General features: G+C 61.0%; 16 protein-coding genes. 7 read left to right on the top strand and 9 right to left on the bottom strand.

Annotated features, from left to right (window positions below; translation table 11 throughout):
* Nucleotides 1-112: 112 nt before the first annotated feature.
* The 4 genes from ACMGGK_RS11830 to ACMGGK_RS11845 all read right to left on the bottom strand — a co-directional run bounded on the left by ACMGGK_RS11830 (nucleotide 113) and on the right by ACMGGK_RS11845 (nucleotide 5,077).
* Nucleotides 113-2,212: a peptidase domain-containing ABC transporter gene (locus tag ACMGGK_RS11830; protein ID WP_420276918.1), complete on the bottom strand. Its 2,100-nt coding sequence runs from the start codon at nucleotides 2,210-2,212 to the stop codon at nucleotides 113-115.
* Nucleotides 2,205-3,479 (bottom strand): HlyD family secretion protein, encoded by a 1,275-nt coding sequence (locus tag ACMGGK_RS11835; RefSeq protein ID WP_420276919.1) that lies wholly within the window; start codon nucleotides 3,477-3,479, stop codon nucleotides 2,205-2,207. The genes ACMGGK_RS11830 and ACMGGK_RS11835 overlap by 8 nt, the downstream gene beginning before the upstream one ends.
* Before the next feature lie 261 nt (nucleotides 3,480-3,740).
* Nucleotides 3,741-4,031: a hypothetical protein gene (locus tag ACMGGK_RS11840; RefSeq protein ID WP_420277448.1), complete on the bottom strand. Its 291-nt coding sequence runs from the start codon at nucleotides 4,029-4,031 to the stop codon at nucleotides 3,741-3,743.
* A 302-nt stretch (nucleotides 4,032-4,333) separates the two neighbouring features.
* The gene (locus ACMGGK_RS11845) at nucleotides 4,334-5,077 is read right to left on the bottom strand and encodes a sulfite exporter TauE/SafE family protein (RefSeq protein ID WP_151254798.1); all 744 of its coding nucleotides are present in this window, start codon (nucleotides 5,075-5,077) and stop codon (nucleotides 4,334-4,336) included.
* Between the two features lie 107 nt (nucleotides 5,078-5,184).
* On the opposite strand from ACMGGK_RS11845, the gene ACMGGK_RS11850 reads away from it, so the two are divergent.
* Nucleotides 5,185-6,066: a LysR substrate-binding domain-containing protein gene (locus ACMGGK_RS11850; RefSeq protein ID WP_420276920.1), complete on the top strand. Its 882-nt coding sequence runs from the start codon at nucleotides 5,185-5,187 to the stop codon at nucleotides 6,064-6,066.
* Nucleotides 6,067-6,072: 6 nt separating this feature from the next.
* Here ACMGGK_RS11850 and ACMGGK_RS11855 read toward each other — a convergent pair whose 3' ends face one another.
* The 4 genes from ACMGGK_RS11855 to ACMGGK_RS11870 form a co-directional block, all read right to left on the bottom strand.
* The gene (locus ACMGGK_RS11855; protein WP_420276921.1) at nucleotides 6,073-9,438 is read right to left on the bottom strand and encodes a molybdopterin cofactor-binding domain-containing protein; all 3,366 of its coding nucleotides are present in this window, start codon (nucleotides 9,436-9,438) and stop codon (nucleotides 6,073-6,075) included.
* Nucleotides 9,431-9,973 carry a (2Fe-2S)-binding protein gene (locus tag ACMGGK_RS11860; RefSeq protein ID WP_049298981.1) on the bottom strand — a complete coding sequence of 181 codons (543 nt, stop codon included), beginning with the start codon at nucleotides 9,971-9,973 and terminating at the stop codon, nucleotides 9,431-9,433. The genes ACMGGK_RS11855 and ACMGGK_RS11860 overlap by 8 nt, the downstream gene beginning before the upstream one ends.
* Before the next feature lie 85 nt (nucleotides 9,974-10,058).
* Entirely contained in the window at nucleotides 10,059-10,532 is a 474-nt protein-coding gene (locus ACMGGK_RS11865) for a MarR family winged helix-turn-helix transcriptional regulator (protein WP_004938613.1), read from the bottom strand.
* Between the two features lie 66 nt (nucleotides 10,533-10,598).
* Nucleotides 10,599-11,657, bottom strand: a complete 1,059-nt coding sequence (locus tag ACMGGK_RS11870) for a 2,5-dihydroxypyridine 5,6-dioxygenase (protein WP_049298978.1) — start codon at nucleotides 11,655-11,657, stop codon at nucleotides 10,599-10,601.
* Between the two features lie 326 nt (nucleotides 11,658-11,983).
* Between ACMGGK_RS11870 and ACMGGK_RS11875 the strand changes: the two genes are divergently transcribed.
* The 5 genes from ACMGGK_RS11875 (at nucleotide 11,984) to ACMGGK_RS11895 (ending at nucleotide 16,786) form a co-directional block, all read left to right on the top strand.
* Nucleotides 11,984-13,135 (top strand): FAD-dependent monooxygenase, encoded by a 1,152-nt coding sequence (locus tag ACMGGK_RS11875; RefSeq protein ID WP_033634195.1) that lies wholly within the window; start codon nucleotides 11,984-11,986, stop codon nucleotides 13,133-13,135.
* Nucleotides 13,132-13,926, top strand: coding sequence for an alpha/beta hydrolase (locus tag ACMGGK_RS11880; RefSeq protein ID WP_049298976.1), 795 nt, complete (start codon nucleotides 13,132-13,134; stop codon nucleotides 13,924-13,926). The genes ACMGGK_RS11875 and ACMGGK_RS11880 overlap by 4 nt, the downstream gene beginning before the upstream one ends.
* 15 nt (nucleotides 13,927-13,941) lie before the next feature.
* Complete coding sequence (locus tag ACMGGK_RS11885) at nucleotides 13,942-14,694, top strand: Asp/Glu racemase (RefSeq protein ID WP_016927838.1); 753 nt, start codon at nucleotides 13,942-13,944, stop codon at nucleotides 14,692-14,694.
* Between the two features lie 9 nt (nucleotides 14,695-14,703).
* A complete protein-coding gene (locus ACMGGK_RS11890) occupies nucleotides 14,704-15,333 on the top strand; it encodes an N-carbamoylsarcosine amidohydrolase (RefSeq protein ID WP_049298973.1) in 630 nt (209 codons plus the stop codon).
* A gap of 142 nt (nucleotides 15,334-15,475) precedes the next feature.
* Nucleotides 15,476-16,786 (top strand): MFS transporter, encoded by a 1,311-nt coding sequence (locus ACMGGK_RS11895; protein WP_147882018.1) that lies wholly within the window; start codon nucleotides 15,476-15,478, stop codon nucleotides 16,784-16,786.
* Between the two features lie 71 nt (nucleotides 16,787-16,857).
* Here ACMGGK_RS11895 and dcp read toward each other — a convergent pair whose 3' ends face one another.
* Complete coding sequence (gene dcp / locus ACMGGK_RS11900; RefSeq protein ID WP_028128196.1) at nucleotides 16,858-19,059, bottom strand: peptidyl-dipeptidase Dcp; 2,202 nt, start codon at nucleotides 19,057-19,059, stop codon at nucleotides 16,858-16,860.
* A gap of 300 nt (nucleotides 19,060-19,359) precedes the next feature.
* Here dcp and ACMGGK_RS11905 point away from each other — a divergent pair, with 300 nt between their 5' ends.
* Nucleotides 19,360-19,650, top strand: a complete 291-nt coding sequence (locus ACMGGK_RS11905) for a hypothetical protein (RefSeq protein ID WP_049298970.1) — start codon at nucleotides 19,360-19,362, stop codon at nucleotides 19,648-19,650.
* The last annotated feature ends 108 nt before the right edge of the window (nucleotides 19,651-19,758 follow it).

The raw sequence follows: 19,758 nt of genomic DNA on the forward strand, positions 1-19,758 counted from the left end.
GCCGTAAATTGAAAGCCGAAGCGAGCAGCAAAAATAGCCTTGCCCCATCGCCATTTATTGGGTTTTTAGGGGGGAACAGTGAAAATGGCCGGTGCCGCGGGTGATACCCCCCTTATCCCAAATGTATAACCCGATCTGCCGACGCAATGGTCGTTTCACGGTGGGCAATGATCAGCTTAGTGATATTGAGTCTCTTGATGGCCTGATTCACCACAGCTTCGCTCTCCTTATCCAGCGCGCTGGTGGCCTCGTCCAGGAACAAAATAGCCGGTTTTTTGTAGATTGCCCGGGCTATGAATAGCCGTTGTTTTTGCCCGCCGGACAATCCTTCCCCCAACTCGCCAATCAGTGTTTCATATCCCATAGGCATGCGTAAAATCACGTCATGCAGATAGCTGGCACGGGCACAGGCTTGCATCCAGGCATCGTCCACCTCGTCCGCAAACCCGCAAATATTTTCCCGGATCGAGCCGGAGAACAGTTTGTCGTCCTGCATCACGCAGGCAATCATTTTGTGGTAGTTGTTGATGCCGAGCTGCCGGATATCGACGCCGTTCACCTCAACCCGCCCTGAATCCGGGGTAAACAGTCCGCACAACAGCTTCATCAACGTGGTTTTGCCGGCACCGGACGGGCCCACAATGGCCACGCTTTCGCCTGGCGCAACGCTGATGTCCAGGCCATCAAAAATAGCCGGTGACTGGCTGTCGTAACGATAGCTCAGGGCATGGGTCGTCAATCCCAAAGGTTGCAGGCCCGCCGTGTATGGGTGATCGGGTTTACGCGCCTCCCGCGGATGCAGGGCGATATCAGCGATGCGCTCGTTATGCAGGCTCATCATGCGCAACTGCAGCAAAAATTCCGTCAGCGACCCGATGCGGTCGGAGAACTGGCCCCGAAAGGCGCCGAACGCCACGAACATGCCGAGGGTCATCTGGTTATCGATCACCAGGCTGGTTCCCAACCACAGAATGACGATCTGGTCGCACGCCGCTATAAAGGTGTTGATCCCGCCAAACAGCATGTCCATCCTGGTGACGCGGATACCCGTGTTGATAGTGTCAATTTCAAGGTTTAGCCAGTGGGCGATGCGGCGTTCTGCCATACCCTGCATCTTGACGGTAGCGATACCGTACAGCGTTTCCATAAAATACGAGCCGGCCCGCGCCTCTCTCACCAGCGCCTCCCCGGACAGCTGACGGTAATATCCATAGGTCAGCAGCCGCATCAACACATAAAGCGCGGTGAAACTGAGCACTACCCAGGTCAGCCAGCCGCCATACAGCACCATCATCACCAACACACCGATCACCATGATGCCGTCCATGATGGCGCCGACGATACTGGTGGTGAAAGTGCTGCGCAGCGTATCCAGCGAACCGAAGCGTGATTGAATGTCACCCAGCTTACGCCGTTCAAAGTAACCGAGTGGCAGGCGCAGCAGATGGGTGAACAACCCGGACTGCCACTGCACGTTGATAAGCGTCGCCATGACCAATCCTGACCATGCCCGCACCATGCCGATGGCAGCCCGCAACAAGATAAACAGCATCAATCCGGCGCAGATGAGCGACAGTAACCCGCGATCTCCGGCAGGAATAGCGTGATCCATCACCAGTTGCGTGCCGATGGGCATCACCAGGTTGATGGTTTCGAATACCAGAGACAGGCAAAAGATTTTGCCGAGCGCCCGCTTGAGGCCATGCACGCTGCCGATCAGCGTGCGAAGATGAATGCGATGGCGGACGCTGTCGGCGGTGAATTCGCTGCCGGGCCAGGCCTCAAGCGCTACGCCGGTGAAACTGTGCGACAGTTCCGTCAGGCTGACGATCCGGCGCCCGCGCGCCGGATCGTGCAGCACGGCGCGGTGGCCTTTGACGCTGACCAGCACCACGAAATGGTTGAATTCCCAGTGCAGAATGCAGGGCAGTTTTAGCGCGCCGAGTTCGTCCAGATCCAGAGACAGGGGACGGGTGCTCAACCCCAATTGCTCGGCGATACCGGTCAGTCCAACCAGCGTTGCACCGCGGGATGACAGGTTGAACTGCCGGCGCAGCGCGATCAGGTCGATGTTTTTGCCGTAATAACCGCAAATCATCGCCAGACAGGCCAGCCCGCATTCCGACGACTCGGTCTGGTGCACCATCGAAACCCGGTGGCGCAACCGCAGATCCAGTTGGCTGACCCGTTGTTTGAATGTGGTCCTACTCATTGACTGGCCCCGTCGCGCTGTGTTTCATGTCGTAGAACGGCGACAGCATCCATTGATACATCTTCCTTTTTTCCAGAAACAGAGTGCTTTGCGCTTTCATGCCGTTTTCCAGGCTGAGGCGTTTACCGTCATAGGCAATGGCCTGTTTCTCCGGCATGACGATCACCTTGTAGTACGGCCCGGAGGCGGTCAGCGCCGCTTTGGGCGCTCCCTGGTAGGTCAGCATTTCCTGCGGCGAAGCCGGGGCTTTGGAGATGACGGACACTGTGCCGGCGAACTGACCAAATTTCTCCGCCGGAAAGGCGTCATAGCGCACATTGACCTTATCGCCGGCGGCGATGTAGGGGATGGCGTCGTTGGGCACCCAGAGCACCAGGGCATAGCGATCGATGTTTTGCGGGATAATCTGCAGCAGACTGTCGCCGACGTTGACCATCTGGCCAACCGTGACGCTCAGCGAATCGATACGGCCTCCGGCCAGCGCGCGAACGATAATATCGCCAGTGGCATCTATGTTTTGCCGCTCCTTTTGCAGCTCGTAGCGCTGCAGCTCCATCTGGTAGATCTGGTTGTCGAATTCGGCGGCCTGGGTATGGATCTGGCTCTCCAGCGCGGTGATCTGCAACGCATTCTGTTCGTTCTGGCCGGACAGGCCCAGCAGGTTGTTCTGCTGCTGGTAATACAGCGCCACCTGATTGGTGAGCTGATCCTTATTGATCAGCCCCTGGGTCTGATAGTGCCGGTAGTTCTCCATGTTTTCCTTCATGATGCGTATCCCTTCCTGGGCGCGTTTGAGGATATCGGTGGAGCGGGTGAATGCCGCGGTGTATTGCGCCTTCTGTTGTTCCAGCATGATAAGCGTGGCCTGCTTGCTGCTTTCCAGTCGGTTAATGATTTGCGCAATGCGCGCCAGTTGGCCATCGATATCCCGGCGTTGGTTGTCGCTGAGCACACCGCTACGGGTACTCTTGCTGACGTCGATCTGGTAAATCGGGGCACCAACGGCAATCACCTGCCCTTCGGTGACAAATTGTTTGACCACTACCCCTTGAACCGTGGAGTAAACGTTCGCGGCGCGGGGATAGGTGCTGATCTCACCGGTCACGTTGACCCGCCGGGTATAGGTGCCGGCGATGGTGAAGGTGAGAAAAGCAATGAGGAAAAACAGGCACAGCCCCGCCGTGAGCCAAAAGGGAATGCCGGGAAGGAGGAGCGCCCGGCCACGCCATTTCATTTTCTGATTATCGATCGCTTCCTGGCGAAACATGATCAGCGTCCCTTATTGATAGCTAACATTCAAATTCACAGGCTATTGTATTGACAATAAAACAAGCAGAAGGTCAGTTAATTTTGGTGAGAGGATATGAAACTATTAAAATAAACACCTTTAAATCTTCTGAGTGATCCTAGCACCAATAAATTTTCATGAACGTATTTTTCACCCTATGGCAGTATCATATCCAGAGGAAAATCAGAGAGATTCAGTTCTAAAAGCCGTTTTATTTTTTTAATCCAACTGCATCTACTTCTAACTCATTTTCATCGTGGTAAAATAGACTATCGTCATAACAATAACACAAATAGAACAGAACAATAAATCACCGGAAAAACATCTCAATGAATCCAAATAATCATTGCTGTTCTTATTTATTTTTTTAATGGCATCGCTTTCGTTATCAGCCTCTACTTCGATATGATGCTTTCTGAATCCCTTCCGCTTCATATTCTTAATGGTTTCTCGTGTAACCACTTCCTTTTCTAGCACTTTTGATTCATCACTCTTTATAAAAACAACATATTTATTAATCATATACCCCATCTCCGTTATCAGACGCTCTTTTTCCACTCCCATCGCGATCCAGCCATCCACCCGACACCGCATTGAATTGGCTGCTTAAAATTTCCTTCATAAATACTCTCCTATGGGTTTACTGGGGTTATCCCATTTAAAAAGGGTTATAGTTGAAAAAGTAAAACACACTAATGACAATCCATAACCACTCTGTATTTCATAAAAAATCCAATAAGAAAATTATATTTTAAACATTGAAAACCATCATATTAAAATAAAACCCAGAATAATATACCGAACCTAATTACACGTAGGCACTATCGATTCAATTAACTGAATCGCCAAACAATCTCAACGCCCAAGATTAATAACCCAATAAAGAAAAGGCGGCGAAACAGCTGCGGGCGACAATGACGGCGCACGATCCCGCCCAGCCACATGCCGGCCAACGCCGGCAACAGCGACAGCAAGGAAACGCCGAGCAGCGTGCCGGGCAACGCCTGATGCCAGGCCAACCCTGCGGCCAGCGCCAGCGTCGAGACGGTGAACGACAGCCCCAGCGCCTGCACCAGCTCATCGCGCGCCAGGCCCAACGCATTCAGGTAAGGCACCGCCGGAATGACGAACACCCCGGTGGCGCCGGTCAGCGTACCGGTCACCAGGCCGCACAGCGGCCCCAGCCAAGGCTCTGCCTCGGCGGAAATGCGCCAGTCGAAACGGGTGAATCCCAACAGGGCATAGCCGATCAGACACATGCCCAGCGCCAGCGGCGCCAGGCGGCCGTCGCCGGCAGTGAGCGCCCCCGCGCTCAACAATGTGCCCAGCGTGACGCACAGCATCATCGGCCAGAGCCGCCGCCACAGCGCCCCCAACCGCGGTCCGCACAGCAGTTGCCACAGGTTGGTGATCAGCGAGGGCAACAGCAGCAGCGCGGCGGCCTGTCCCGGCGGCATCATCAGGCTGAGCAACCCCATCGACACCGTCGGCAACCCCAGACCGATCGCCCCTTTGACCGTGCCGGCCAGCGTAAAAATGCCCGTCAGGGCGACAATTTCGAGTAACGTCAGCGACATGCGTCTATCCTTATGGCGAATCAACGGCTCGATTGTGGCCAGCGCCGCGCCGCGGCACAATGCGGCAATGACAGAGCCTGCCTGCGGCAAAGACAGAGGGAAAACGCATGCATTTTGACTTTATCGATCTGCGGCTGTTGGCGGCAGTGCTCGAGACCGGCAGCATCACCGCCGGCGCCGAGCGCGTCGGGCTGTCGCTGGCCGCCGCCAGCGCCCGCATGCGCGGGCTGGAGCAACAGGCCGGCGTAGCGCTGCTGACGCGCAATCCGCGCGGCGTCCAGGCGACGCCCGCCGGTGAGCGCCTGTTGCATCACGCGCGAGTGCTATTGCAGCAGCGCGACCGGCTGCGCGGTGATATGGCCGAGTTCGCGCCGGGCCAGCGCAGCCAGCTGCGCATCGTCGCCAATACCGTCGCCGCCGACGCCTTTTTGCCGGAGCTGTTGGCGGATTTTCTGATGCTGCACCCGCACACCGATATCGCGCTGGAAGAGCTGCCCAGCCCGGCCATCGCCCAGGCGATCGCCGAACGGGCGGCGGATATCGGCATCGTCGCGGACCACGCCGATCTGCGCGGGCTGACAAGTTACCCTTTTCGCCAGGATCGTCTGGTGCTGGCACTGCCGCCGGGGCATGCGCTCAGCGGCCGCCGGCAGGTCAGCTTTGCGGACGCCCTGCCTTTTGATTTCATCGGCCTGCCGGAAGAGAGCGCGCTGCAACAACATCTTGAGCAATTGGCGATACGCAGCGGCGGCCCGATGCGATTGCGGGCGCGTGCCGCTCATTTCGACGCCATCTGCCGCATGGTGCTGCGCGGCGCCGGGCTGGCGGTGGTGCCGGAAGAGAGCGCACAACGCCAGCCGGAAATTCGGCACAGCGCACTGCCGCTGACGGACGATTGGGCGACCCGGCGCCTGTCGATCGCGGTGCGTGACCCGGCGCAGTTGCCGCTGCCGGCGCAGCGGCTGGTGACGTTCCTGCGCCATGCCTGAGGCGGCTCAGTGCGTGCCCGGCTCTGCGCGCAGCCTCGCCACCTGCGCCTCCACGTCGCGCCAGGCCGGTTTGTCGCCGGCATAGCGTTGGCGTAAATAATTCACCAGCGCTGTTACCTGCCGATCGGAAAAACTGTCCTTAAAGCCCGGCATAAAGCCCAATTCGGCGGTGGCCGGTTTGGGGATCCCTTGCAGGATCACCTTGATCAGGTTATCGGGGCGATCGCTGAAGATGTTGGTGTTGTTGGCCAGATCCGGGCTGACGCCGAACAGCTGCGGCCCGCCGGCGGCGGCGCTGTGGCAGGCCTGGCAAGCGCCCTGAAACAACCGCTCACCGGCAAGTTGCCCCACCGCCGGCAATGCGCGAGCCGCCAACTGCGCCTGCGGTTCCACGTTCAGCGTCGACTTGGCGCTCAGCGACATCACATAATTGGCCATCGCCCGCAGATCGCTCTGCGGCAACGTCGCCAGCTCGCTCACCACCGGCCCCATCGGCCCGGCCGCCACGCCGTGCTCGGCGGAATGCCCGCTGCGGAAATACTGAAACAGCTGTTCCTCGGTCCAGGGTTTGTCCGCGTTGGCCAATTGATTCAGCGCCGGCGCTTCCCACCCGTCCACCATCCCCCCCGCCAGGAAAGCCGCGCCGCCCTTTTCCGCCCCCAGCAGATTGCGCGGCGAATGGCAGGCGGCGCAGTGACCGAGCCCGTTGACCAGATAGGCGCCGCGATTCCACTGCGCGCTTTGTTGCGGATCGGGTTGATATTCCCCCTGGCGCAGGAACAGCGCGTTCCAGCCCGCCATCAGCGGCCGCAGGTTAAACGGGAAGCGCATCTGATTGGCCGGATTGCTCTGGCGCACCGCCGGTTGCGACATCAGATAAGCGTACAGCGCCTGCATGTCGCCGTCGGTCATTTTACTGAATGCCGTGTAAGGAAATGCCGGATAGAGGTGGCGGCCGTCGCGGGCGATGCCCTGACGCATCGCCCGATCGAATGCGGTAAACGACCAGTTGCCGATGCCGGTTGCCACGTCCGGGGTAATGTTGGTGCTGTAGAGCGTGCCGAACGGCGTCGCCATCGCCAACCCGCCGGCGTTGGTCGCCCCTTCCGACGCGGTATGGCAAACCGCGCAGTCTCCGGCGACGGCCAATTGACGACCGCGCTCCAGCGTGGCGGCCGACCAGGTGCCGGCGCCGGGCGTCGCCACCGGCGCGATCTCCGCCCGCCACGGCAAGGCGCTGCCGGCGATGCCCAGCACGGCGCCCAGCGGCGGATCGTAAGGGCGCGGCATCATCACCACGTCCACCTCCGGCACCTCCGGGAAGGTCAGGATCGGGTAAGCCCCCCACTCTTTGGCGGAGACCGTCGATTCCTCAAAGGTCACGCGCTCTTTCAATACCCGGCTGGTCGATTGCAATACGTTGCCGTGAATTTGGTGGCGCACGCCGTCCGGGTTGACCATCATGCCCGCGTCGTGGCCGACCACGATGCGCGTTACCGCCACTTCGCCGCTGGCTTTGTCGATCGCCACGTCGGCCACCCAGGCGGCCCAGGCCGCGCCAAAGCCGGGAAACTTGCTGTGGATGTAACGGGCGTAGGCAAAGCCGCGCCCGCGCAGCACGCCGTCTTCCGCCGGGGTCTGCATCGGTTCAGTATGCGGCGTCCAGCCGGCGCGTTCTGCGGTGCTGCGCATCAGTTCACTGGCGCGTTCATCATGGATGTAGCGCAGCCGATACTCCAGCGGATCGACGCCGGCGGCGTGGGCCAGCTCATCGATATAAGACTCGTGGGCGAAGGTGTTGGGCAAGGCGGAAACGCCGCGCATCCAGGAGGCGCGCACGATCGGCGCCATGTCCTCGATGCTGACGCGCAGCGACGGATATTCGTATGGCGGCACCGAGGTGCGGTCGCCCATTTCATAGGCCACCGGCAGCGGCTCGACCCGGCCGGTCAGCAACAGCGCCAGCGTCGGCGCGCCGTTGGAAGGATAATAGGTGCGAAAATCGTAGGCGACCGGGTGCCCGGCGGCGTCCAGCCCGCCGTCCACCTCCATCAACTGCGCCGTGCCCTTCGGTTCCCACACATGCTCTTGCTCGCGGGTCAGTTGCACCCGCACTGGCCGGCCCACCGCGCGCGACAGCAGCGCCGCGTCGGCGCAGACGTCATCGGCGCAATTGCGGCCATAGCAGCCGGCCGCCTCCATGCGAACGATCTCGATCTGCGCTTCCGGGTACTCCAGCAGCCAGGCCAGATCGGCGCGCAGCAGGTGCGGGTTCTGGCTGCCTGACCAGACCTGCAGACGCTCCGGTCGGTAGTCCGCCAGCGCGCAGGAAGGGCCAATAGAGGCATGAAGCTGATACGGCCACAGGTAGCTGCGGGTGAAACGCCTGTCAGCCGCCGCCAGCGCCGCGTCCACGTCGCCGGTATCGTGCACCACCCGGGTCGAATGCGGGTTGTCGCGCAGCGCCTGCGCCACGTCGGTCATCTGCGGCAAATTGCGGCGCCAGTCTTTCCAGCTGACCTGCAGCGCCTGCGCCGCCTTAATCGCCTGCTCTTCACGCTCGGCGACAATGCCGATGAAATCGCCGATCACCACCAGTTTGACGATGCCGGGAATATGCGCGATCGAGGTTTCGTCCACCGCCAGCAGACTGGTGCCGACGAATTCGCCGCTGTCGTACCCGGCATAGGGCGGCCGCACTACCCGGCCATGCAGCATGTTCGGCAGGCGCATATCGTGTACGTAGGTGGTTTCGCCGGTCGCCTTGGCCGGAATATCGACGCGCGCGGCGCTGGTGCCCACCAGGCGATATTCCGCCTGCGGTTTCAGCGGCGCGTCGCCGGAAATCGGCAGTTCGACATGGTCGCCGGCCACCAGCTCGGCGTAGCTGAGCGCCTGCCCCTGCGGGCTGCGGATCACGCCCTCTTCCAGCGTCAGCTGTTCCACCGGCGCATCGAAGCGCTGCGCCGCCTGGCGCAACAGCCAACGGCGCGCCTCGGCGGCGGCGTTGCGCAGCGGCACGGCGGAGATCTGCAGCGTGGCGCTGGCGATGGTGGCGCCCTGATTCGGCGCACGTTCGGTATCACCCAACACCATTTGCACCTGATCCATGCGCAGGTACAGCTCTTCGGCGACGATCTGCCCGAGCGCGGTGCGCACGCCGGTGCCGAGATCGACATGGCCGTTAAAGGCATAGATTTCGCCGCTGCCGCACAGGGCGATAAACAGCCCCTGCTCTTTGGGCTTCAGCACCGGCGTTTGCCCCTTGGGCACCAGCCCCGGCGGCGGTTGCACGCTGTCGACGATCAGCAGCACGCCGTCGCGCTGCAGCAAGTCGGCCTGGCTCGGCGATGGGGTACGGGAATCAGTCATGATCGTGGGCGTCCTCATCGCGGCAGAGAATGATGGCGCGCTGAACCGCACGCAAGATTTCAAGATGGGTGCCGCAGCGGCACAGATTGCCGGACAGCGCCTGACGGATCTCCGCCTCACTCGGGGCGGGATTGCGATCCAACAGGGCTTTGGTGGTCATGATCATGCCATTGAGACAGTAGCCGCATTGCGCCGCCTGCTCTTCGATAAAGGCGCGCTGCACCGGATGCGGGCGCTGGCGAGTGCCGAGACCTTCCAGGGTCACGATCGCCCGGCCGGACACGCCGAGGGCCGGGATCACGCAGGAGCGCGCCGCCACGCCGTCGATCAGCACGGTGCACGCGCCGCATTCGCCCAGGCCGCAGCCGTATTTTGGGCCGTTGAGCGCCAGATCGTTGCGCAGTACCAGCAAGAGCGGCGTATCCGCCATCACCTGCGCATGAAGCTGTTCGCCGTTCACCGACAGCATCAGCGGATGCTCCGTCAGCGTGGTTTTCGCGCCGTCCCTGGGCGATTGCACTTCAGATATCGCCATTGTTTGCGTCTCCGCCTGCACTTGATGGTCTTATGGGCTGGCCTCTCGCCACCGACCACCAGGCAACCGACGTTACGCGGGCGAATCAGCCGGTGGCAGGGTCTTCCAGCATTTTATTCAGCAGAAATATCAGCGCTATCCGTTCGGCCGGGTTCAGCGTGCCGAACGTCAATTCTGTGATTTTCGCCGCCTGCGGCACCGTTTCCGCCAGCAGCGCGCCGCCGGCGTCGGTCAGGCCGACCACCACCTTGCGCCGATCCACCGGATCCGGCGTCACCGTGATCAGATCGCGCGCCTTCAGCCGCTCGACGATGCCGCGGATGGTGGCCTGATCCACCGCCGTCACCTGCACCAGCTCGGTCAGCGAGCTCGGCCCCATATCGCGCACCGCGCACAGGGTGATGAACTGCACCGCCGTCAGCTGCGAATCGCCGACGTTTTGCTGGAAAATCGCCACGTGGCGCTGATAAACCTTGCGCAGCAGGTGCCCGACTTGCTCGGTAAAATGATAATTTTCGGGTTGGCCGCTCACGGCTGACGGGTATTCGGGGGGCGTCATTGCGTTACTCTCACCATCTATGGAATCCACGAGAATAGTACAAACCCCCGCCGTTGGCAGCAACGATTACGCCCGGCGCACGCGCGACGCCTCCGGCGCCACCACTTCACCGTCCGCCACCACCGTTTGCCCGTCGAGGCGAATGTCGCAGCGGCGCAGCGCGATATCCATATGGCAAGGCGTTTTGCGCGTGCCGCCCACTTCGGTGTTCGGCCCGGTGGAGAACAGGAAGTTGCCGCAGAACGCGCGCGCGTCCATGCACATGCCGTCGTTCTTGTCGTGCAGGCCCATCGCCGTCCACTGGGCGCGCGGCTGCAGACCCCAGCCGATGTGCGAGATGCCGTACACCTCCGGATCGTCGAAGTATTTCATGTATTCGCGCAGGTATTCCGCCTCGAAGCCGCCGTGAATGCGGGTGACGAACCCTTGTTCGATCTCCAGCGTGATGCGTTCGCGCGCATAGCTTTTGAACGGCAGCAAGATATCGCCGACCTCCAGCACCAGCACCCCTTCCGCCTGTTCCTCATTCGGCCAGGTGAACAGGAAACCGCTCGGCCAGTGATCCCAGCGCCCCGGTTCATCGGCATAGCCGTACTCGGTCACCGTCGGGTATTGCCCCAGCGGCGCGCGGAAATCGCTGCCGGCGGCAGAGGTCACCTGCATCAGCTTCGCCTGCTCCAGCACGGCGGCGGCGGCCAGCACCCGCGCCTTGTCCTCCGCGTTGGGCAACATGCGCGCCAGCACCTCCGGCGGCTCCACCGCCAGCAGGATGCGGGTGCCGGTTTTCAGGATCTGTTCCTGCTCCGGCGAATGCAGCAGCATCATGGTATCGACGATCAGGTCGGCGGCCTCCAGCGCACGCTGCGCCGCCAGATTGCCGGTCAGCGCGGTATCGCCGCAATAGGCGGTCATGTCGTTGCCCATCGCTCGCGGATGGTTGAACGCCGGCAGTTCGACGGCATACACCCTGGCGCCCAGCCGCAGCGCCGCGTCGGTCGCGGCGCGCACCGTGCGCGCATCGGAATAATGGCTTTTCAAAATCGCCACGCTCTGCGAAGCATCGACCTTCGACAGCGTAAGCACCTGCTCGAACAGCTGTACCAACTGGGTTTCATTGACCGCCATGGCCTGTCTCCTGTCTCGTCAAGGGTCACCGACGCCCGCAAGGCGGCGGTGATTTTTCAAACAATTTAAAGTGAACACACTCATTTTATCTAAGTCAAAAAAGCAAAGGAAAGCAAGCTGCGAATATCCACCATAAGAAAGTCCTATTTCATCCCGCATCAATCCTGTGATTAACATGAGTTTAACAGTAACACGCTGTCAATTAGCGTGAGCGAGATCTGATTTAACACTTTTGCAACTTTGCGTTATCTAGCGCATACACTATAAATCGATCGTCCAGCCACGCGTTGGGCCTACGCTGAAAAAAGCCAACAGACAGGGGAAACATGATGAGCAAACAACCACGCATCGCCGTCGTCGGCGCCGGGCTGGGGGGCGCCGCCGCCGCCGGGCTGCTGCAAAAAGCCGGCTTTACCGTCGATCTGTATGAACAGAGCCCGGCGTTCTCGCGCCTCGGCGCCGGCATTCACATGGGGCCGAACGTGCTGAAGATTTTCCGCCGCCTCGGTATTGAGCAACGGTTGGAGCAGATGGCGTCTCATCCCGATTTCTGGTTCAGCCGCGACGCCGAAAGCGGCGACTACCTGTCGCGCATCGAACTGGGCGCCTTCGCCCGCCGGGAGTACGGCGCCGCCTATGTGACGGTGCACCGCGGCGATTTGCAGGCGTTGCAGCTCTCCGCGCTGCAGCCCGGCACCCTGCACTTCGGCAAGTGCCTGAGCAAGATTGAAGATCGCGGTGACGAGGTGGTGCTGAACTTCGTCGACGGCACCTCGGCCCACGCCGATATCGTGATCGGCGCCGATGGCATCAACTCGCGCATTCGCGAGCACCTGCTGGGCGCTGAAGCGCCGACCTACAGTGGCTGGGTGGCCCACCGCGCGCTGATCCGCGGCGAGAAGCTGGCGAAATACAACCTGACGTTCGAAGACTGCGTGAAGTGGTGGTCGGCGGACCGCCATCTGATGGTCTACTACACCACCCAACGGCGCGACGAGTATTACTACGTCAGCGGCGTGCCGCACCCGGCCTGGGATTTCCAGGGCAGCTTCATCGACAGCAGCCGCGAAGAGATGTTCGAGACCTTCGCCGGCTACCACCCGATCGTGCAGGCGCTGATCGAATCCAGCGAACAGGTCACCAAATGGCCATTGCTGAACCGCAAACCGCTGCCGCTGTGGAGCGAAGGCCGTCTGGTGCTGCTCGGCGACGCCTGCCATCCGATGAAACCGCACATGGCGCAGGGCGCGGCGATGGCGATCGAAGACGCCGCCATGCTGACCCGCTGCCTGCAGGAAACCGGCCTCAGCGACTACCGCACCGCCTTCCAGCTGTATGAAGCCAACCGCAAGGAGCGCGCATCCAGGGTGCAGGCGGTGTCCAACGCCAACACCTTCCTGCGCACCCAGGAAGATCCGGCCTGGGTTTACGGCTATGACCTGTATGCGCAAGCGCTGAAATCGGAGAACGCCGCATGAGCACCTTCCTCTACGGCGCCCACGTTCACGCCAACGACATTCGCCAACACTATCTGCGCTACGGCGGCCACGGCCCGGCGCTGATCCTGGTCCCCGGCATCACCAGCCCGGCGATCACCTGGGGCTTCGTCGCCGAGCGGCTGGGGGAAAAATACGACGTCTACGTGCTCGACGTGCGCGGCCGCGGTTTGTCGTCCAGCGGCCCGGAACTGGCTTATGACGCAGAGACCTGCGCACAGGACGTCAGCGCCTTCGCCGCCGCGCTGAACCTGGACAGTTACGCCCTGCTCGGCCATTCGATGGGTGCCCGCTTCGCCCTGCGCGCCGCCGTTTTGCGGCCCGCCGGCGTGCGGCGACTGGTGCTGGTCGATCCGCCGGTTTCCGGCCCCGGCCGCCGCGCCTATCCCGGCCAATGGCCGTGGTACGCCGACTCCATCCGGCAGTCGCTGCCGGGTATGAGCGCCGAGCAGATGCGCGCCTTTTGCCCAACCTGGAGCGAAGAACAGCGCCAGCTGCGCGCCGAGTGGCTGCATACCTGCTACGAGCCGGCGATCCAACGCGCCTACGACGATTTTCATCAGGTGGACAGCCACCGCGACTACCCGCAGCTGACCATGCCGACGCTGTTGATGGCCGCGGGCAAAGGCGGCGTCATTCAGCCCGAAGACCGGGCGGAGATCCGCGCGCTGCAGCCGGAGATCGCCATCGTCGAGGTCGAGAACGCCGGACACATGATCCCGTGGGACGATTTCGACGGCTTCTTCCGCGCCCTGGGCGATTTTCTGGATTAACTGAGGAACACCGACATGAGCAACCACTACCGCATCGGCCAGATCGTGCCCAGCTCCAACACCACGATGGAAACCGAGATCCCGGCGATGCTGGGCGCGCGCCAGCTGATACGCCCGGAGCGTTTCACCTTTCACTCCAGCCGCATGCGCATGAAACACGTCAATAAAGAAGAATTGGCGGCGATGGACGCCGAGTCCGATCGCTGCGCGCTGGAGCTGTCCGACGCGCGGGTCGACGTGCTCGGCTACGCCTGCCTGGTGGCCATCATGGCGATGGGGCTGGGTTACCACCGCGAATCGCAGGCCCGGCTGGCGCAGGTGACGAAAGACAATCAGGCCGCCGCGCCGGTCATCAGCAGCGCCGGCGCGCTGGTCAACGGCCTGAAGGTGATCGGCGCCAAACGCATCGCGCTGGTGGCGCCCTACATGAAACCGCTGACCCAGCTGGTGGTGGACTACATCCAGCACGAAGGCATCGAGGTCAAGGTATGGCGCGCGCTGGAGATCCCGGACAACCTCGACGTCGGCCGGCACGATCCGGCCAGGCTGCCGGGGATCGTCGCCGAGATGGACTTACGCGAGGTCGATGCTATCGTGCTGTCCGCCTGCGTGCAGATGCCTTCGCTGCCGGCCGTCCCGACGGTGGAGGCCCAAACCGGCAAACCGGTGATCACCGCCGCCATCGCCACCACTTACGCGATGCTGACCGCGCTGGAGCTGGAACCGATCGTTCCCGGCGCCGGCGCCCTGCTGTCCGGCGCTTATTGAGGAGGCAGAATGAACGACACCCTCAGCGACAACTATCGCGGCGTCTGGGGCCAGCGCATCGGCTTCGGCCGGCGCCCGGCGCTGCTGGCGATCGACTTTATGCAGGCCTACACCACCGAAGGCGCGCCGCTGTTCGCGTCGGGCGTAGTCAGCGCGGTCGAGGAAAGCCGCGAGCTGCTGGCCTGCGCGCGCCGAACGGGAATTCCGGTGATCCACACCCATATCCGCTATCATGCAGGCCATTTTGCCGATGGCGGCCTGTGGGTGAAGAAAGCGCCGGTGATGAAAGACATGGTGGCGGGCAACCCGCTGGCGGCGTTCTGCCCGCCGGTGGCGCCGCTGGCCGATGAGGTGGTGCTGAGCAAGCAATACGCCAGCGCCTTCTTCGGCACCGCGCTGGCGCCGCTGCTGGTGGCGCAAGGGATCGACACGCTGCTGATGATCGGCTGTTCCACCAGCGGCTGCATCCGCGCCAGCGCGGTGGATGCGGTGCAGCACGGCTTTCGCGCCATGGTGGTGCGCGAGTGCGTCGGCGATCGTCACCCCGGCCCGCACGAAGCCAACCTGTTCGACATCGACAGCAAATACGGCGATGTGGTGCACAAACAGGAGGCGCTCGACTACCTGAACCGGTTATGAGTCAACGATTCACCTGCCACGACAATAACGAAGGCGCAGACAGCGCCTCACGCGACCGCCCGAAACAGGGCGGCGCCCATGCAACGCAAACACAACAGGCGCCTCCTGCGGAGGCCAACACGCACCACCTGGAGACAACATCATGGCCATTGTCGACACCCCGCTGGCGGGGAAAGCGGACGCAGAATCGCTGCTGCTGTACCGCAAAATCACCTGGAAACTGATCCCGTTTCTTTGCCTGTGCTACCTGGCGGCCTACCTCGATCGCATCAACGTCGGGCTGGCCAAGCTGCAGATGGCCGACGCGCTGCAGCTGAGCGAAGCGGCCTTTGGTCTGGGCGCCGGGCTGTTCTTCGTCGGCTATATTCTGTTCGAGGTGCCGAGCAACCTGATCCTGCAGCGCGTCGGCGCCAAGATGTGGATCGCCCGCATCATGATCACCTGGGGGTTGCTGTCCACCGCCACCATGTTCGTCACCACGCCGACCCAGTTCTACGTCATTCGCTTTTTGCTCGGCGTGGCGGAGGCCGGTTTCCTGCCCGGCGTGCTCTTTTACCTGACGCTGTGGTTCCCGACCTATCGCCGCGGCCGCATCATCGCACTGTTCATGATCGGCCTGCCGCTCTCCAGCGTGATCGGCGGGCCGCTCTCCGGCTGGATCATGGGCCATTTCGACATGCGCCACGGGCTGCACGGCTGGCAGTGGCTGTTTCTGCTGGAGGGCATTCCCAGCGTGCTGTTGGGCGTGTTGACCTTCTGGCTGTTGCCTAACACTTATCAGCAGGCCAAGTGGCTGACGCCCGAGGAGAAACAACGCATCGCCGACGATCTGGCGCGCGACGACGCCGAGGCCGCTCACGGCAAGCACAGCTTCCGCGACGGCTTCTTCAACCTGAAGGTGTGGATGCTCGGCGGCATCGACTTCGCTATTCTGCTCAGCGCCTACGCCATGGGCTTTTGGATGCCGACCTTCATCAAAACCGCCGGCGTCACCGACATCACCACCATCGGCTATCTGACGGCGATCCCCAGCGTCGCCGCCCTGCTCGGCATGCTGCTGATCGGCAGCAGTTCGGACCGGCTGCGCGAACGGCGCTGGCATATCATCGTGCCGTTTATCATCGGCGCGTTGGCGATGGCCGGCAGCACCTTCTTTACTCACAACGCGCTGGCCACGGTGCTGCTGTTCTCCATCGCCCAGGCGGCGATCATCGGCGCGGTGCCGGTGTTCTTCAGTCTGCCGGCCACCTTCCTGCGCGGCACGGCGGCGGCGACCGGCTTCGCGCTGGCCTGTTCGCTGGCCAACATCGCCGGGCTGGTGAGCAATTCGCTGATGGGGCTGGCGCTGGATCTGACCGGCAAGAGCGGCGGCGCGCTCTGGGCCTTCGCCGGCTGCCTGCTGCTCAGCTCGCTGCTGGTGGTGGCCCTGCCGGCCAAGGTGGTGAACCGCTGAATGTCGGCCACGCCAAAAAGACGAAGGGCGCATAACGCGCCCTTTTGTTTGCTTATCGGGAGTGGCCGAACTTACTCGTCCTTCAACCCGCGATTGATCAGCATCGGTTCAATGCTCGGCTCTTTGCCGCGCCAGTCGATGTACAGCTTCTCCAGATCCTGGCTGTTGCCGCGCGACAGGATCATGTCGCGGAAACGCTGGCCGTTTTCGGCGGTCAGGCCACCGTGCTCGGTGAACCACTGGAAGGCGTCGTCCGCCAGCATTTCCGTCCACAGATAGGCGTAGTAGCCCGCGGCGTAGCCGTTACCCCAGATGTGCTGGAAGTAGCTGGAACGGTAGCGCGGCGGCACATAGCTGAGATCCACCTTGTCTTTTTGCAGCGACTCGGCCTCGAACTTGTCCACGTCCTGCTGCGGCTGATCGGCGGTCAGCATGTGCCAGTGCATGTCCAGCAGCGCGGCGGACAGCAGCTCGGTCATGCTGTAGCCCTTGTTGAACTTGTCGGCCTTCTTGATCTTGTCGACCAGTTCCTGCGGCATCGCCTCGCCGGTCTGGTAGTGCTTGGCGAAGTGGCTGAACACTTTCGGATCGCTGACCCAGTGCTCGTTGAACTGCGACGGGAACTCGACGAAATCGCGCGCGGTGTTGGTGCCCGACAGGCTCGGGTATTCCTGATCGGCGAACATGCCGTGCAGCGCGTGGCCGAACTCGTGGAACATCGTGATCACGTCGTCATACGACAGCAGCGCCGGCTGCCCCGGCGCCGGTTTGGTGAAGTTGGCGACGTTGTAGATCACCGGCTTGGTGCCGTTGAGCTTAGACTGATCGACGAAGTTGCTCATCCAGGCGCCGCCGCCCTTGTTGTCACGCTTGAAGTAGTCGGTGTAGAACAGCGCCAGCGATTTGCCGTCCTTGTCGAACACTTCATACACCTTGACGTCCGGCTGGTAGACCGGAATGTCCTTGCGTTCTTTGAAGCTGATGCCGTACAGCAGGTTGGCGGCGTAGAACACGCCGTTGTTCAGCACGTTGTTCAGCTCGAAGTAAGGTTTGATCTGCGATTCGTCCAGATCGTACTTGGCCTTGCGCACCTGTTCAGCATAGAACTGCCAGTCCCAGGCCTGCACCTTGAAGTCGCCTTTCTGCTGATCGATCACCGCCTGAATGTCTTTGGCTTCACGCTCGGCGCGCGCGGTGGCCGCCGGCACGATGTTGCGCATAAAGCTCAGCGCGGCATCCGGCGTTTTGGCCATCTGGTTTTGCAGCTTCCAGGCGGCGTAGTTCGGGTAGCCCAGCAGTTTGGCCTGCTCGGCGCGCACCTTGGCCAGACGGGAAATGGTCTGGCGGGTATCGTTGCCGTCCCCCTTCTCAGCACGCGTCCAGGAGGCGTCGAACAGCGCTTTGCGGGTGTCGCGATCTTTCAGGCTCTGCAGCAGCGGCTGCTGGGTGGTGTTCTGCAGCACCAACAGCCACTGTTTCTCCAGCTTGCGCTCGGCGGCCGCCTGCGCTGCCGCGGCCAGCTCACCTTCGGACAGACCGTCCAGCTTCGCCGGGTCGGTTATCGCCAGCGCGCCGTTTTTGCTCGCCGCCAGCAGTTTGTTGGTGAACTGGGTGCTCAGCGTCGCCGCTTCCTGGTTCAGCGCCTTCAGCTTGGCCTTGTCGGCGTCCGACAGGTTGGCGCCCGCCAGCTCGAAGTTCTTATAGGTGACTTCCACCAGCCGACGCGACTCCGGATCCAGCTTCAGCGCATCGCGATCTTGATAGATGGCCTTGATGCGCGCGAACAGCTTGCCGTTGAGCATGATGTCGTCGTTCAGCGCCGCCAGCTTCGGCGAGGTTTCTTCATCCAGCTTCTGCAGCGCGTCGCTGGTGTTGGCCGAGGTCATGGCGCCAAACACGTTCATCACCCGCGTCAGCAGCGAACCGGCCTGCTCCAGCGCCACAAAGGTATTCTTGAAGTTGGGCTTGGCCGGGTTGTTGGCGATCTTCTCCACCTCTTCCCGCTTTTGCTTGATGCCCGCTTCAATCGCCGGCGCGTAGTCGCTTTCCTTGATCAGGTTGAACGGCGGCGCCTGGAACGGCAGGCGGCTTTGATAGAAGAACGGATTCTGAGTCTTTTGCTTGTCGTGCTGATTGGCTTCACCGGTCACGGTAGCCTCCTTCGCCTGGCCGCTGGGCAGCGCGCTATGGTCGGCGTGAGGTTGGGTTTCTGCTGCCTGTGCCTGCGAGCCCAGCGCCATGCCGATCGCCAGCACCAATGTGGATAAACGCATCAAATCGAAACTCCTCCATGTTCACGGAATAAGGTCTCGGGGAATGGCTCCCTCAGAGTCATCACCTAGCTTAGGCGCAGTTGGCAGTTTGAGCAAAAACAAGTGATTAGAAGTTAACCGCCTCGCCGACCGCGGCCAAACGCTTCTTTGACATCTTTATTTTTCATCATCGACACATAGTCACAAAAAGTAATCATTTTATGATTAATTAATTCAATGCCATGATAAATAAAGAGGAATCATAAAATACCCTGTTGACTTATCAGGTTACCCAATGTAACTTGATGTAAATTTTGATTAATGGAGCTAATCAAATTGCACCTTATAACGGAAATAGTTCTTATTGTCATTTTCATCCTCATTATCAGTGCGATCTATAAAAACGCGAAGAAAAAAGGCGTGCGCGCGTACCACATCGTTATGCTGTTCTTGATATTTCCCCTTGCCGTATTTTTAGACTACTGCCTGCAGCGCCAGGCGATCCTTTTGGATACGGCCGCCCTTAAAACCACGGCCAGTTATGGTTTGCCGATGGCGATTATTTTTTCGCTTGTTTTATCTATCACCTCTCGCAAGAAGGAGTTTAAATGAGAGCCTTAACGGAAGTTGAATTGTCATGTATTAACGGATCTGACGGCAACGACTCTTATAATCCGACTTCGCTCATTGTCGGTAGCCTGAGCACAATAGCGAAATTAC

It is taken from the genome of Serratia sp. BNK-33-b (assembly GCF_048684565.1).
Taxonomy (GTDB): domain Bacteria; phylum Pseudomonadota; class Gammaproteobacteria; order Enterobacterales; family Enterobacteriaceae; genus Serratia; species Serratia marcescens.

What these genes read in the sequence shown, in the direction of transcription:
- ACMGGK_RS11830 (WP_420276918.1), bottom strand. Translation starts at nt 2,212, where the DNA reads ATGAGTAGGACCACATTCAAACAACGGGTCAGCCAACTGGATCTGCGG.
- ACMGGK_RS11835 (WP_420276919.1), bottom strand. Translation starts at nt 3,479, where the DNA reads ATGTTTCGCCAGGAAGCGATCGATAATCAGAAAATGAAATGGCGTGGC.
- ACMGGK_RS11840 (WP_420277448.1), bottom strand. Translation starts at nt 4,031, where the DNA reads ATGGGGTATATGATTAATAAATATGTTGTTTTTATAAAGAGTGATGAA.
- ACMGGK_RS11845 (WP_151254798.1), bottom strand. Translation starts at nt 5,077, where the DNA reads ATGTCGCTGACGTTACTCGAAATTGTCGCCCTGACGGGCATTTTTACG.
- ACMGGK_RS11850 (WP_420276920.1), top strand. Translation starts at nt 5,185, where the DNA reads ATGCATTTTGACTTTATCGATCTGCGGCTGTTGGCGGCAGTGCTCGAG.
- ACMGGK_RS11855 (WP_420276921.1), bottom strand. Translation starts at nt 9,438, where the DNA reads ATGACTGATTCCCGTACCCCATCGCCGAGCCAGGCCGACTTGCTGCAG.
- ACMGGK_RS11860 (WP_049298981.1), bottom strand. Translation starts at nt 9,973, where the DNA reads ATGGCGATATCTGAAGTGCAATCGCCCAGGGACGGCGCGAAAACCACG.
- ACMGGK_RS11865 (WP_004938613.1), bottom strand. Translation starts at nt 10,532, where the DNA reads ATGACGCCCCCCGAATACCCGTCAGCCGTGAGCGGCCAACCCGAAAAT.
- ACMGGK_RS11870 (WP_049298978.1), bottom strand. Translation starts at nt 11,657, where the DNA reads ATGGCGGTCAATGAAACCCAGTTGGTACAGCTGTTCGAGCAGGTGCTT.
- ACMGGK_RS11875 (WP_033634195.1), top strand. Translation starts at nt 11,984, where the DNA reads ATGATGAGCAAACAACCACGCATCGCCGTCGTCGGCGCCGGGCTGGGG.
- ACMGGK_RS11880 (WP_049298976.1), top strand. Translation starts at nt 13,132, where the DNA reads ATGAGCACCTTCCTCTACGGCGCCCACGTTCACGCCAACGACATTCGC.
- ACMGGK_RS11885 (WP_016927838.1), top strand. Translation starts at nt 13,942, where the DNA reads ATGAGCAACCACTACCGCATCGGCCAGATCGTGCCCAGCTCCAACACC.
- ACMGGK_RS11890 (WP_049298973.1), top strand. Translation starts at nt 14,704, where the DNA reads ATGAACGACACCCTCAGCGACAACTATCGCGGCGTCTGGGGCCAGCGC.
- ACMGGK_RS11895 (WP_147882018.1), top strand. Translation starts at nt 15,476, where the DNA reads ATGGCCATTGTCGACACCCCGCTGGCGGGGAAAGCGGACGCAGAATCG.
- dcp (WP_028128196.1), bottom strand. Translation starts at nt 19,059, where the DNA reads ATGCGTTTATCCACATTGGTGCTGGCGATCGGCATGGCGCTGGGCTCG.
- ACMGGK_RS11905 (WP_049298970.1), top strand. Translation starts at nt 19,360, where the DNA reads ATGGAGCTAATCAAATTGCACCTTATAACGGAAATAGTTCTTATTGTC.